The sequence below is a fragment of the Mycobacterium sp. NGS61 genome (assembly GCF_059812325.1).
Genome location: NZ_JCALCL010000003.1, coordinates 188,784 through 203,817, shown reverse-complemented (window position 1 = coordinate 203,817; position 15,034 = coordinate 188,784). Strand labels below are relative to the sequence as shown.

Genomic DNA, 15,034 nt, shown 5'->3' with positions numbered 1-15,034 from the left:
AGCTGATCATCGGGCGCGGGTCAGCTACGGCGAGTCGGCAAAACCGCTCACTTTGTCGGCGCCGCTAAGTAAGGTTCGGGAAATGCGCTTCTTGTTCCGCGCAGCGGAGGATGTGGATGACTGAGCTACGTCGGCCGATGCCTCCGGCCTTCCAGGCGGCACACCAGATCCTCGTGGAGCAGGGCCCGCAGTCAACGGCTGCCCTTTTGGAACTGCTCAGGTTGCAAGGATTCCACCAAAGAATCGAGCGTCTCGCCCAGCTTCCGGATCTATATCCGAATCGCTTCCAACTGAACGCAGACGGGTTGCTCGCCGTCGCCTCCAAGCAATTCGTCTCCTACTCGGAAGCCGACCACTCCAACAACGACACGCTCACCGATACCGATTGGTACCGACCGACACGCGTGCGTCGTGTCCCTGCGGACCGGGTCGCGGTCCTCGACATCGAGACCACCGGGCTCGATCAGGCCACAGACGACATTGTGGAAATCGCGCTGGTGCGCCTGGACGGCATCCCCATCCTGGATTTCACCGTCCTGTCAGGGACGGAAAGTCCTGATGCAAAGGGGGGCGTTTCCCTAGGCCAGGCGCTACACGCGGTTAACGCCGCGTTCAATGACATCGACGTCCTTGTCGGGCACAACCTGCTCGCGTTCGATCGGCAATTCGTGGAGAAGGCAAGCCGCCGGGCTGGTCTGGATCCGCCGCAATTTCCGGCGTGTGTCGACTCTCTGCACCTTTCGACATTGATCGACGTTGCGATGCCCAACCGGTCGTTGGCGGATCTCACTGACCGCTACGGCATCGCCAACCCTAATCCGCATCACGCGTTGTCGGACGCCATCGCCACCGCTGCGGTCGTCCAGCGACTGCTGGCCGCTGTCGATATTCGGCAGCCAGCCTGGCAGCTGGTGATCGCGACGCTCGAAGCGTTCGATCACCCGCTGGTCGCCTTGCTGCCGGCGCTGGCAGCGGCACCGCAATTAACTGCCTTGGCCCGTGCACCCGATCCGTTGTTGATGCCAACGGGTTCCCCGGCTTCCGACGCGTGGTCGGCAGCTCGCGATGACCTGGCGCTGCTCCTGTCCAGGCCGGACCGGCGACCTCGGCCTGCGCAGCGTGAGATGGCTCAGGCCGTTGCCGAGGTCGTCGACGGTGGTGGGCGCCTGGCGGTTGAAGCTCCGACCGGAACAGGAAAGTCACTCGCCTACCTGCTGCCCGCACTGGGGCGCGCCTCCAGGCCCGGACGACCGGTGGTCGTCGCCACCGCTACCAAGGCACTGCAGGGTCAGCTTCGCAACGAAGCCGCACGCTTGCGTGACGAGGGGTTGCTGCGGGCTCCGTTCCGACAGGTTCAAGGCGTCGGCAACTACGTCTGCGCACGAGAACTCGAAGACGCGCTGTCCGACCGTGAGTCCTCAGCGCTCGCGATGGCTGTCGCTATCCGCGCGATCACTGCATCCCCGACTGGCACCTGGGATGACGTCACCGACCACGTCCTCCGCCATGGAGACGCACACTACGCGCGCACCCGGGCACGATTGCGCACAACCGCGAGCGGATGTGACCGCGCGAATTGCAAATGGGCTCATACCTGCCCACTCATCCAGCAGACCACGGGCATGGAGAAAACACCGGGAGTGCTCTCGGTGAACCACGCTCTCATTGCCAGCTGGACCGGGGAGGCCGGCGGCCGCGCTCCCGGCGATGTTCTCACCGACGGCCGCGCCGATCTCGTTTTCGACGAGGCACATGCCCTGGAAGACAGCCTGACTGCCGCGTGGACCCAACGCGTGGATGCCCTCGAACTCCAAATCCTGGTCAATAGCCTTTCACCGCAATCGAAGCTGGTGCGTGAGGTCAGATCCCGGGCGGGTGGCGACGAGACCGTGGGACAGAACATTCAAGCCCTGCGGTCGGCCGGCGCTGAAATCTTCGGTTGCAGAGACGAATTGGCTGCGGCGATCGCCACTTACCTGCACGAGTACGCAGGGGACTCGGTCTCCGCGGTGCTACGCGGCGGTGTCGTCACCGGCCGCCCTGAGTTCCGGGATCTGCGGCAAACCGCGTCCAGTACCCGGTATTGGCTGATCCAGTTCCGAAAGGCAGTCACCGCACTGAGTCTGTCCCTGACCGACGTCAACGGAACATCCTCTGCGCGACGGCGCTTGCGCGGTCACATCGAAAGGCTCGATACAGCCATTGAGGTGCTGGGCACTCTCAACGAACTCCCGGACGACCACCTGTGGGTCTACCAAATCGCCGCCGAACCCGACGATCCCGCGGCCTGGACGTACGAGCGCATCCCAATTCACGTGTTTCCGCGATTTCAGCAGGCGATCGTCGACCAAACCCATTCGACGGTGCTGTGCTCGGCAACGCTCACAGTGCAGCACCGCTTTGACTACCTCGCCTCGCGACTGGGTATCCGGATCGACCCAGAGCCTGCGGACGGGAGCTTCCGGGCTCTGACCCTGCCGTCGCCGTTCGACTACCCAAAGCAGTCGCTGTTCATCCTCACCAATCATCTGCCGGTACCGATCCCGTCGAACGAGCGCGAGTTCTGCGAGGAGATGGCCGCCGACCAGACCGGATTCCTCTCGCTGTCCGGCGGGAAGACACTTACTCTATTCACCGCCCGCACACGCATGGAAATTGTTGCGGCGCAGGTCAAAGCGCATGCCGCCGAGTTGGCGGAACGCGGCGTCGACCTCCTCGTCCAAGGTGAACAAGGGCGGTCGCAGATCCTGCACCGATTTCGCTCCGAACCCGGAACCGTACTGTACGGCTTGAAGTCCTACTGGGAAGGCTTCGACGCACCCGGCGAAACGCTGTCGTACCTGTTCCTGGAGAAGCCGCCCTACCCGCATCCGGACAATCCGCTCGTGGCCGCCCGGCAGCGAGCGATCGCCGAGCGTGGCGGTGACCCCTTCCTCGACTACGTATTGCCTTTGACCGCAATGCAGTTCACGCAAGGCTTCGGGCGTCTGATCCGTAACGAACAAGACCGCGGCGCGGCGTTTGTGTGCGACCGTCGGCTCCACTCCCCCACCCAGGCACAACGCGTGATCCTCGATTCCCTGCCCGGGCCGACCGTCCATGAGGCGTTCGACCGCGACGACGCCTGGACCCGCGCGATCGAGTTCGTCACGGGTTCTAAACCCGATTTGAGCACGGCAATTGCATTGGGCCGCGACGACGTCACCCAGTTGCTGGAGGATCTGCGCCTCATTCCGGGCGAGGATCCGACCGCCAAATTCATTGAGGCCGCGGAAAGGCTTTTCGGAATCGCCGATCTCCATCCCAAGCAGCTGGAGGTTATGCGCGCTTTCGTGGACGGCAGAGATTTCCTGGCGGTGCTGCCCACCGGTTTCGGAAAGTCGTTGTGCTATCAATTGCCTGCGTTGTTGGCGCCGGAGGCGCGTGCCACGGTGATCGTGTCGCCATTGATCGCGTTGATCAAAGACCAGATGAACGACCTGCGGGGCCGCCGCGGCATCCGACCCGTCCAGGGCATCACCGGCGGGACGTCGAAGGTGGTGCAGACCGAGATCTTGCGTGACACCGCCGAGGGACGGGTGCGACTCCTCTACGTTTCTCCGGAACGTCTAGCGCGCGACCCGGTGCTGCGCGGAGCATTGGGCAGGCAGCAACTCAACCGTGTGGTCGTCGACGAGGCGCACTGTGTCTCAGTGTGGGGACACGATTTTCGACCCGAGTTCCGTCAGGTCCCGGCCTCGGTCGCAACGTTCGACGCGCGGCCGCCGCGAGCTGGTCTCACCGCCACGGCCACACCCGAAGTCGAAACCGACATCAACTCCGCACTGCAGATGCAGGATCCGGTATTGGTACGGGAACCCAGCGACCGGCCGAACCTGCGTTTCCGGGTCGTGCTGTGCAGCAGCGACCGGGAACGCAGCCGCGAACTGCTCAGGTTTGTCGCCTGGGCGGACAAACAACCGGGAATCGTTTATGTCACCCGGCGTGCACTCGCCGAGGAGATCGCAGCGCTGTTGCGGCGCGCCGGCCACGCCGCACGGCCCTACCACGCGGGGATGGTCCCCGAGCAACGTGACGCGGTGCAAGAGGACTTCGACTCTGACACCGCCCGAATCATCGTCGCCACCAAGGCTTTCGGGATGGGTATCAACAAGCCGAATATCGGCTGGGTCGTCCATTACGACTTGCCGGACTCCCTCGACGGATACGCGCAGGAGGCCGGCAGAGCCGCACGCAAACGTGACCTCACCGGAGACTGCCTGCTGTTGTATACCCGGCGCGACATCGGCTTCCGCAGAGGTTTGATCAGTTCTCACGAGTCGACAGCGGACGCCGAGTTGACCCAACGGTTGCTCACCGCATTGTGGGAGTGCCCGGAACGCGGCAAGAGCCGCGTCTTCGACGTCGACGAGATGGCGGACGCGCTCGCCATCGACGACGACGAACTCAACATCAATATCGCGCGGCTCGAACGGGTCGGGGTGCTCAAACAGGGCCTCGACTGCTCTGCACGTGGGACCGTGGATGTCGGTTTCAAGGAACCTGATTCCGGAGACGAACGCCGTCTGTTTCGCGAGTTGTTCTATCAAGCCAATCGGGCTCGGCCCAATGTCCGCGTGCAGCTGGATTTCCAGGAGCTCAAGGACAAGCGTGGCTACGACCCGGACGTTTTGGAGCAGCGACTGATCGAGTGGAGCCTCGATCGGCTCGTCACCTTCTCCAGCTCCCGCAGACTGCGCCGGGTCGAGTTGTTCAGCAGGGTCGCGCCTCGGGTCGAGCTGGCCAGAGAATCGGCGCGCTGGAACGAATGGCAGCGCCGGCGCCTCCAGGCGATTATCGACTATGCCACCGATGAATCGATGTGCCGACGAGTGGCCGTGGCTAAGCACTTCGGTGACGAAGTCGCCGATTGCGCCAGTCGCGCTATCACCGAATGCGATGTCTGCAACGGAGCTTCCGCGCCGTGGTCCGCACTACCGGATCATCTCGTCGCCGATCCCGAGCTGCTCGTCAACGCCGAACTCATCGTCCTGCAAGCAGTGGCCTGGGCGTCAAGCTTTAAACGCGGCAGCTACGGCGAGGCCAGCCTGCGGGCAGCGGTGCTCGGCAAAGAGTCTCTCGGCGAAGGCCGGCCGCTGGGCCAGGGTGTCCTGAGCTGCCCACAGTTCGGCTCGCTGCGACATGTCCGCAATGGTGAAAAGCGCTGGGACACGGCAGTGCAACAGTGCATCGGCAAGAACCTGATCCAGCGCCGAGCGGTCCAACGCGATGGATCTACGAGCGCATACCAATCACTCGTGGTGACCGAACTGGGTGCACAAACCCTCGGAGTTCCCTTCACGCAACATGATTGAGAAGCGAATCACCCACCAGTTGCTCGAGACCGGCGAGCTCGTTGTAACCGCGAATGAGCGCACAGCGCTACTGCTGCCCGAGCACAGCACCAGCATCACCATCGAGCTCGAAGGAGAACAATTCATCGCTCAATGGAGCGGGCGCAGCCGCAAAATCAGTGGTGAAATGCTGCTTGAGCGGCTCCAAGAGCACGGTCAGGATAATGGTCTGCTACGGCTGCGGGCAGTCGATCAGGTATATCGACTGGCGGTGCTCCCGCCGGGCACGGCAACGCTGATCAATGACCGTGATGTGCCGCGAAAGAAGACCCGAGCCGCTCGTAAGGCGGCTCGCAGGAGGACAGTAGACCGGCAGTTTCACCCCGACTCCGAATATGACTGGAGTACGAAGGAAAACAGAGCCGTAGGGTTCCTTACGTCAGCGCGGGAGCTCCTCACCGAACAGCTCGAGGGCGCCGGATTCGACACCTTGGATCTGGTGAAGCTTCGGCTGCAGGGCGAAAAGCTGGCAACGCTGGACAACTTCGACGAGTTGCTGGCGGTGGACGTCGCCAACGTCGAACGAATGCCGCACCAAGAAGCCGTTGCACGTCATGCGCTTTCCCGGCTACGCGGCCGCGCAGTATTGGCCGACGAAGTCGGGCTGGGAAAGACCATCGAGGCCGGGTTCGCGATCAAGGAGCTCACGCTGCGCGGTTTGGCGAAGCGTGTCCTCATCTTGTGCCCCGCCCCCCTGCGTGAACAGTGGCGCGACGAGATGAGCAGCAAGTTTGATCTGTCCTTCGACGTGGCACTCAGCGGGACTCAACTCGGCAACCAGGACAAGCTCATCCTCAGCCTGACCTTGGGCGCCCGCGCGGTCGACAAACTCACCACAAAGGCCTGGGACATCGTGATCGTCGACGAGGCCCACCGCGCCGCCGGCTCGGGCGCCCGCAAGAGGCGGGAACTCATCACCGCACTGACCACCCAGTGCCGTTACGCATTCTTCCTGACCGCCACGCCCATACAGAATGACTTGCTCGAGTTGTATCGCCTGATCGAGCTTCTCCGGCCCGGAACTTTCCGCTCGGTAGGCGAATTCAGGCGCCAGTACATGCGCGGCAACGACCCCCGCACACCCAACGATCCCGCGGCGCTGCGCCGCCTCATCAGCAGCGCAATGATCCGCACCACGCGAGCCCAGGCCGGAGTAGATCGCGTCAAACGGCGACCAAGTGACGTGCCGATCGATCTCGGGCCGCGGGAGCACGAACTCTACGCGTTGAGCACTGAGCTACTGCGCAACATCATGCGCGACCCGGCCGACACTATGCGCCGGCGCAGCCTGGCACTGCGGTTGACCGCTAGCCCGTTCTCGATGGGGACGACTGCGCTGCGCATGGCGGATCGGCACCCCGATCAGAGGGTGCGCGTTGCACTGCAGGAGCTCGGGCATCTCGCCATGGACATCCAACACTCTGCTCGCGAGGACGCCGCGCTGCGCATCACCAGCGAGTGGGTGCGCGAACACGGGCGCGTGTTGATCTTCACCCAGCACACCGACACCGTGACCGGCTTGCTGCGTCGGCTCGGGCAGGAGGGTCTCGACGCGCGCGCCTTCCATGGTTCGATGTCCACCGGTGAGCGCGCAGCTACTGTTGCCGCGTTCCGATCGGGCGCGGCACCGATCATGATCTCTACCGATGCCGGAGCCGAAGGCCAGAACCTGCAATTCTGCAACTGCGTTCTCAACTACGACCTGCCCTGGAATCCGATGCGAATCGAGCAGCGAATCGGACGTGTGGACCGCCTCACCCAGCCCCGCGACGAGGTGTTCGTAGCGAACCTGTTCGCGCGCAACACCATCGACGAGCAGGTCTACCGGTTGCTCGCTGAGAAGCTGCGCATGTTCGAGTTGCTGTTCGGACAGGTGACGACAATCCTGGGTGAGCTCGACGAGTCGAAGTCCGCGACATTCGAATCTCGCGTGCTGGAAGCGCTTTTCGCCGAGGATGACACTCGGATGGAGCGGCTGTTGTCAAAGCTGGGTTCCGAGCTTACCGATGCGCGTCAGCGCGCAAAGACGCTGATCGCGGCCGACAGCGGTCAAAGCAGCTGGATGGCAGGAGCTTTTGAGCATCGAAAGGAACTCACGAAGGCCGGCAGCAACGAATTGGCTCCGGAAGTCGCCGAACGTGCACGCAAGCGGCAGCGCAAAGTTCAGAAATGGGTACGGGAGGTTTTCAAAGCACTCGACGCACAAGTCGTCCACGACACCGGCGAGGGGGAAGGCGCGTTCTTGACCGTCCAGTTCAACGCCGTCGTCGCCGAGGAACTCGACGGACGCGAGCTGCTGCATGTGGCATTCGATCGCCTTGGCATGGAACAGCATCCGGACGCCGAACTGTGTGCCGTCGGGTCTCCAATCTTCGACGAGTTGCTCGGTTTGCTCAAGATGCGCGGCGACATGCACGCGACCGTCCCGGTGATTCCGGAGGATCCAGGACCCAGTCCGCTGCGGCATAGCCCCAACATCAGGCTCGTACAACGACGGTTTGTCTCAGCGGGGACGTGGAGCGGGCAGGCGACGTTCCGGACCACCATCGGTGAAACCGAGTTGACCGAATACGTTGTCACCGCCGACATCAACGCCCGCAAGAAGGCTAAGTTGCCCCGCCGGCCGTTGCAGGATGGCGAGTCCCTGCCAGTGGCATTCGGCAAACCAACACAACTCATCACCGAGTTCGAGCGTGCAGCCGCTGATACGCTCGACGCCCTCAGACAAGACATGGCAGAAGAAGTGACCGCTGAGCGCCGGCGGGAGCTTCAGCGCATCCAGACCGCCTACCTGGCGCAGATCAGTGAGGCCGGCCCCGACGACCAGCAGCGCCTGCGGAATGCGCTGAGTTCCGAGGAAGACCGACTCAGCCGGGTCCCCGATATCCGGGCCCGCGCCAAGATGCTGGCCTTCATTCTCGACGAGAACGACTGGCTGATCGAAGAAACCTGGGTTGGCCCACGCGGTTGTGAGGCCGCATTGACCTACGAATGGGGACTGCCGAGGCCGCCGAAGATCAAAAGCGCTGCGTCGCAACGGACCATCACCATTCTCGACCTGTGCTGCGATTCCCACCTGATCGACGAATCAGAAGGCGTGCAATGCGGCTCCTGTGACAACACGCTGTGCCGGGCGTGCGGTGACGATGGGGTGTTTGCCGACTGCACAGTGTGCGGTCTGTCGTGTTGCGGCCTGTGCCGCAAATTCACCGGTGAACTGTGTCTTGGGTGCGGGGAGCCTGAGCGGGCGCCCGAGCTCGACGACAATTTCGGGGTGGCGTGGCGCCTCAATCGAGGTGCGACGCTTGTCGTCGGCGACCGTGTTGCCCGGTTGATGCGACCGGGGCACCCGGTGCCGTCACTGGTTGTCCGCGACGAGGATGTCGGCGATCCGCGCCGAATTGGCCTGCGCTCCTACGCTGCCCAGAATGGGTTTCCCGCAGACATCGGACTGGTACTGCGGGACTTGAGCGACCGCCCGCAGCCTCTGGACTCGGCCAGCCTGCTGATGCGCAGCACCGGCACCGTCGACATCGAACTCTCCCGTGCCGACCGGGACGGTTCCGTGATCGACGACTTCGATGCGAGCGAGCTGCCTGCGCATGAGACGCCGGCCGTGGCGGGTGAAAGTTCCGCTGGGCTGGCCCAACTGCTGGCGATCCTGCGCGCGGAAGCACCGCCGCCGACGCCCCCGGCCATCATGCTGACCCGTCGGCCTCGGCATCATGAAGTCTGGCTACAGCCGGATCATCTCCTCGAGCGGATAGTTCAATCCGACGACGCATCCGGTTGGAAAGTGGTTGACGAGCAGACGGTGCCCGTGCACTGGCGCAGCCCACCCGCAGACAGCACGATTCTTGCCGAGGCCGGACTCGCTGGATTGCAGATATCCGTGCAGTGCCGCAACGAGGCCGTCCTGGTGACGATGCACGACACCAATGCAGCAGCGACGGTGACCAACTGGGTCGCCGTACCCGACTCCGCTTCGCTCGGGGAACAACTGGCCTGGCACAATGTGCTGTGCACTCTCGGCGCTCCGGGCGGTCGTGTCGGTCAACTAGCGGACGCGCAACGGATGCCGGTTAAGGGCGTGCTGTCCCCCTCAGAATGCGAGCTGGCGGAACGCCGCCTGGAGCCCGTCGCCGAGATCGCCGCAGTCGAACCAGGTGTCGAATTGGTTCCGGCAGAACGTAGCTCACTTGTCGCCTTGGGAGTAGCAGGTCAACAGACAGACAATCTCGATGCCAATGCGATGCCCCCCGATGTCGGTAGGCATCTCCTCGAGCGGGCGCGTCGCGCATTCACCGCGGTGGTGTGCACGGGATACGAGGTCCACGAGACATGGCGCGGACACGGGACCGCTGCGCACCTCTACCGAACTTTCGACGGTGTGCCCGTCGCACCGAAACTCGACGATATCAAGTTCCGGCTCAACGATTTTGGTGTCTGCCGAGAGGGCCACTTCTATGCCGCTGGTACGTCCGCACAGTGCGCTGCGTGCGAAACCTGGGCATGTGGGGCCTGTGATCCGGTAGATGGGCGGGCTGGTGTGGCGTGTCCGGGTTGTTCGGCACAGGTGTGTCGGCGTTGCTTGTCGGCCACATACCAGGTCTCGTCCAGACAGTGTCTGGTGTGTGGGGCGGCGGCGTGCACGGACTGTGGTCGAGACCCGCAAGTGCGGGCCTGCTCGATCTGCGCCCGAGATATGTGCGGTGATTGCCGATCGGGCGAAACATGTTCGGCATGCGGTCAGTTGGTTCCCGCCACGGACGAGCAGTTGCGGGACTTGCCGACGGACCTGGCCGCGGCCGGTGCAATGGTGCTCATCGGCACCGACTCGGACGCGACGATCGTGGTGCTGAACCGCGGTGAGACTGCCGAGCGGATTGTGCTGCGGGACGGCGTAGTCGATCGCTGGGTTGCATTCGGCTGCAACGAGATCAGCGACGACTATCGTCTTCGTTTGGCTGCGAGCCGCAGATTCGGCGTGCAGGTCGCCCCGGTGATTGAACCGCTCGATGCCGAGGCCACTCTCGACACGCCGCATGTGGTGGTGCAGTCGCAACGTTTCTTCTATGCGTCGTGGGCTTTGGACGATCATGCCCAGGGCAAGCGGTTGCAATGGTTCCCCAGCACCGAAGCCGTTCTGGCGCAGGTGATCCTCGACGAGTTCGAGCCGCCCAGCATGCTGCCCAGCGCTACAGGACCGGCACCTGCCGAACTGCAACGCGTATTGCAGGGTACGCAACCGGTCGACCCGATCGAACTGACGATGTGGTGGAACCGGGTCGGGCAGGACGTGATCATCACACCGTCCGGACTGGTCGATCGGACCATTGGACGATCCGGCTTTGACGATTCGCTCAGCCCCTGGATCGATGAGTCAACCGACTGGGCGTGGGTGGGCGAGGGCTGGAATCCGAATCCGACGATTCATGCCCACGCAGCTTCGGAAGCTGCCGAGGCCGTGGTGGCGGGTCTCGCTTCACTCCTCGTACTGGGGATCCGAATCGCCGGGCAAACATCGTGGCACACCATTGTTGAATCGCCGCTGGCAGTATGGGCAACCGCACTATCCCGGTCACTGGGCGTTGATGACGCGGACGAGGTCAGGGACTTCATCGATCCGAACAAGATCACCTACTCGTCTGTGCTCAACGCGGTCGAGTTTGATCGAAAGGTGCGACCCGTCGGGTCGATCAAACCAACGGGTATGCGTGTGTCGCCTGACAGCACCCAGCGTGCGTTCGCTATCTGGATGCCGGACGCAATGGCATCTACTCCCGAGTTCGGTGCGCTGCCGTCGAGGTTCGCCACTGCCATGAAAATACGATGGCAGAACCGACGGTATCGGGCCGCCCTGACAATCGCGGCTCGCGTCGAGGAATCAGTCACCGACGAACGAGGTCGTCTTTGGTGGCATGCGGTCGATCTCGGCCCTGCCCGGACCGATGCACGCCAACTCGACTGCACCACCGGGTGTCCGCTCGACGTGGGTGTCATTGACAGGGAGGGCCACTTCGGCCCTGACAACGGGTATTGCATTTACTGCGGCGAACGAGTTTGCGCGATGTGCACGGAGGGGATGACCGCGTGCCACTGCTGCGAGTCAGCGCTCTGCAAACGTTGTGCGACAAAATCATTCGAAAGCCTACTGCTTTGTCCGGCATGTCTGAACGTTCGTCCGCCCACGCATAAGGAAGCGCGCCAGCACGGTCGTTTCGTCTCGACCAAAGGCATGCTGATCGGTGCTGATGCGCATCATGTAATCGTCGTTGAGAAGTCCGATCACCAATGGCTGCGCAAGGGCAACGACAAGTCGACTCCGGTGCCTCCGTCGGTGTCGAGGTTTTTCGATGAGCGAGCGGGCCAGCTGTAAGGAGTGGCAGATGCCGAGGTTCTTCAGCCTGTGGACCGATGAGCGCTGGTGCGATCACGAACTGGAGGTGGAACCGGCTTTCTTGCCGGCGCTCCGTAGTCTCCTACCCGCGGACTGGGCGGGCGACGGACAAACATTCGACATCACAGCGGTTCTGGTACCGGAACCAAACGGGTCACGGGGGCAATCGGCTATCTCAGTTCGCGTCGACGGGCACACGATCGGCTACCTCGGAGCTGAGGTTGCGCCCCGCTGGGCCGGAGTCGTGCGGCGAGTTGTCGCTTCGGGATTCCTGCCCACGACCAAAGGCAGGGTGTGGGCATCCGAATATGACAATTGGGACGGGATCGAATTCCATGCCACCGCGCAGATTTCGTTGGGCGATCCCGAAAGTGCGTTGCCGTTCAACATTCCGCCTACAGAGCCCTACACGATGCTGCCGCGCTCGTCGATTGTCCAGGTCACCCGGGAAGACGAGCACTACGACGCCCTGTTGAAGCATGTTCCGAAAAGCGGCCGTGGAGTTCTGTTCGTCACGCTCCGCGAGCTTGGCAGAGAAGGCCGGAAATCGCTTGTGGGAGTACGCATCAACAACGAGCAGATCGGTCAACTCACGCCCCAGACCAGTCAAAAGTTTCTTCCGATGATCAAGCACCTGAGAGACCGCGGCTTGCTTACCGTGTGCTGGGCCGACATCAGGGGATCGAAGGTCGCCGCCGAGGTTCGGATCTGTGCAATCAAGGCAAGCGAAGCGACGCCTGAACTATTGGACGGTGATCCCCGCACGGTGCCCGCGCTCGTACCCGAGCGGGCTGATCCATTGAGTTACGACCTCAGCGCAATGCAGAAGGAGCTTGCTCCCCTCCCGACGAAAGGCACGGCAACGAGGCCGTTTGCGGTGGAGCCCATCGACGGATCAGTCGTTCGATTCGACAAGGGTGGTGGCCGCTACAACTATGTCGCCGTACGCCGCGGTGATCAATGGGTGACCACCGCCACTGACGACTGGGGATCAGTCAACGAAGTCATGACGTGGCGCGACCTGGCACCAAAAGTTCGTCAGTTCAGGATCGTTACCGCGTGGGCGCCAATAACTCCCGGCTACGACGAACGGGTGGTCCAACACCTGGCAGTCGTACGCTTCACCATCACCGGTCTGTACTTGGCCGCAATAAACATCTGTGAAACTGGCGACTACTCCGGTAACTGGTACACGACGGTCACCAACCGCGCCGAGGAATACCTGCCCTTCGGCGACAACGTCGACTGGTCCCAGATCGCGACTCATGGCAAGTACATACAGGTTGCGACGTCCTGGGTGGACCTGCGCTGACGCGCCCGTCGGTACATGGATGAACGTCCGCTCTGACCCGCCGCCGGCGTCGCTGACTCGAGTTGCTTACGACCTGGCGACGGGCATCCGTCCGAGCCGTCTCACATCGGGCCGCCGCGACGGGAGAGCCAGCAAACCGACGGCCACCACGGCACAAGTGTCACATCAGCCACACCCGTTTCGGAAACCCAGCCCTCCGCACCTCCCTGACAGCGGCTTCTACGAAAATTGATAGCGGCACTCAGCTCTAAACACACCACTGAGCATCCGCGGCCGAGCTTTCTCGGCAAACGCCTGACGGGTGTCACACCCCTGTCGCATACTGACTGCGGGGAGGAAGGCAGAATCCGATGGAAACACTTGTGGGCGGGACGTTCGGTAAGTACGAGATTCACCGACTGCTCGGCAAGGGCGGTATGGGTGAGGTGTATGAGGCATTCGACACCGACAAGCGCCGGCCCGTCGCGCTGAAGGTACTCAGCGAACAGTTGGCCGGCGACGCGACGTTCCGGGAGCGATTCCTGCGTGAGTCGCGGGCGGCGGCGATCTTGCAGGAGCCACACGTCATTCCGATTCACGACTGGGGCGAGATCGACCACACGCTGTACATCGACATGCGGCTGGTCCAGGGCCAGACCTTGCACGAGATCATCGCCACGCAGGTCCTCACGCCGACACGTGCCGTCGAGATCATCAGCCAGGTGGCGGCAGCGCTGGACGCCGCGCATGCCAACGGGCTGATCCATCGCGACGTCAAGCCGCAGAACATCATGGTCACCGCCGACGACTTCGCGTACCTGGTCGACTTCGGCATCGCCGAGACACCCGGAGAGAGTCATCTGACCGTCACGGGCTATCAGGTAGGCAGCTTCGCCTACATGGCGACCGAACGACTGAACAGCGCAGCGCCCGCAACACCGGCGGTGGACGTGTATGCGCTGGCCTGTGTCCTCTACGAGGCATTGACCGGTCGTCAGCCCTTCGTCGGCAACACCGAGCAGGTGATAGCGGCTCACTTGTCGTCGCCGCCGCCGCGGCCCAGTATGGCCAGGTCCACGATTCCGCCGGCCCTCGACGAGGTGATCGCCCGCGGCATGGCCAAACACCCCGACGATCGCTACGGCAGCGCCGGCGCATTTGCGCGCGCGGCCAAGCGCGCCTTGTCGACACCCAGGCCGACAGCGGGTCCCGATCACACGGTTTTCGCATCGCAGTATCAACCCCCACCGCGCAACAATCAGCATTTCAACAGGCAATTCAGCTCTGCGCCAACATATTTCGCTGCCCCACCGGGGCAGGATGCGCGCCGGTACCTGGTGCCCACGCTGGCCGCGCTCGCGGCCGCACTGGTGGTGGTCGTCGTCGTCCTCACGGTCGCGGTCGTGGCGAACCGCAACTCGGGTTCGGACTACCCCTCCTCGGCGGTCGCCTATCCAACTTCGACGCAACCCGCTTACGAGACGACGGCTCAGCCGACTGACCAAACTACGACGCCGACGACGACACGCTCGGTGGCGATTCCGACCACGACCGCGGCGCAGGCACAGACGGCCGAGCAGCAATTGCGCCAATACGTCAACCTCGACCGCTCCCTGATTGCATCGGAAGCCGCCAACAAATGGGTTCCGCAGCTCAGCTCCAAGCGTCCGGGCACCGTCGAGGGTGGCGTCGCCTGGGACAACGCGATGGCGTTACAGGAGCACGAGCGGCTGCGATCGCTCTACAACGCCAAGCTGCTGTGGTCCGGCGACTGGTCGACGTTCTCAGAATCGAACTACTGGGTGACCATCGCGGGGTACAGCTTCAGCGACGCCAGGGGCGCGTTGTCATGGTGCAGCAGCAGGGGATTCGACCGCGATCACTGCATCGCCAAGCTCATCAGCACGACGCACCCGGTGGCGCAGAGCACGGCGTACAACTGAATCGCCA

4 protein-coding genes are annotated in these 15,034 nt (G+C 63.1%); all 4 read left to right on the top strand.

Translation table 11 applies throughout. The features are described 5' to 3' along the window. The first annotated feature begins 116 nt into the window (after positions 1 to 116). The 4 genes from AC5Y3Z_RS08565 (at position 117) to AC5Y3Z_RS08550 (ending at position 15,027) form a co-directional block, all read left to right on the top strand. Positions 117 to 5,354: a RecQ family ATP-dependent DNA helicase gene (locus AC5Y3Z_RS08565; RefSeq protein ID WP_463824601.1), complete on the top strand. Its 5,238-nt coding sequence runs from the start codon at positions 117 to 119 to the stop codon at positions 5,352 to 5,354. Next, a complete protein-coding gene (locus AC5Y3Z_RS08560; RefSeq protein ID WP_463824602.1) occupies positions 5,347 to 11,772 on the top strand; it encodes an SNF2-related protein in 6,426 nt (2,141 codons plus the stop codon). Before AC5Y3Z_RS08565 ends, AC5Y3Z_RS08560 begins: the two co-directional genes overlap by 8 nt. Continuing rightward, positions 11,750 to 13,105: a hypothetical protein gene (locus AC5Y3Z_RS08555; RefSeq protein ID WP_463824603.1), complete on the top strand. Its 1,356-nt coding sequence runs from the start codon at positions 11,750 to 11,752 to the stop codon at positions 13,103 to 13,105. Before AC5Y3Z_RS08560 ends, AC5Y3Z_RS08555 begins: the two co-directional genes overlap by 23 nt. A 350-nt stretch (positions 13,106 to 13,455) precedes the next feature. Then, a complete protein-coding gene (locus AC5Y3Z_RS08550) occupies positions 13,456 to 15,027 on the top strand; it encodes a serine/threonine-protein kinase (RefSeq protein ID WP_463824604.1) in 1,572 nt (523 codons plus the stop codon). The last annotated feature ends 7 nt before the right edge of the window (positions 15,028 to 15,034 follow it).

Bases quoted from the DNA above. Each gene is read 5' to 3' on its own strand.
- AC5Y3Z_RS08565 (WP_463824601.1), top strand. From the start codon at position 117: ATGACTGAGCTACGTCGGCCGATGCCTCCGGCCTTCCAGGCGGCACAC.
- AC5Y3Z_RS08560 (WP_463824602.1), top strand. From the start codon at position 5,347: ATGATTGAGAAGCGAATCACCCACCAGTTGCTCGAGACCGGCGAGCTC.
- AC5Y3Z_RS08555 (WP_463824603.1), top strand. From the start codon at position 11,750: ATGAGCGAGCGGGCCAGCTGTAAGGAGTGGCAGATGCCGAGGTTCTTC.
- AC5Y3Z_RS08550 (WP_463824604.1), top strand. From the start codon at position 13,456: ATGGAAACACTTGTGGGCGGGACGTTCGGTAAGTACGAGATTCACCGA.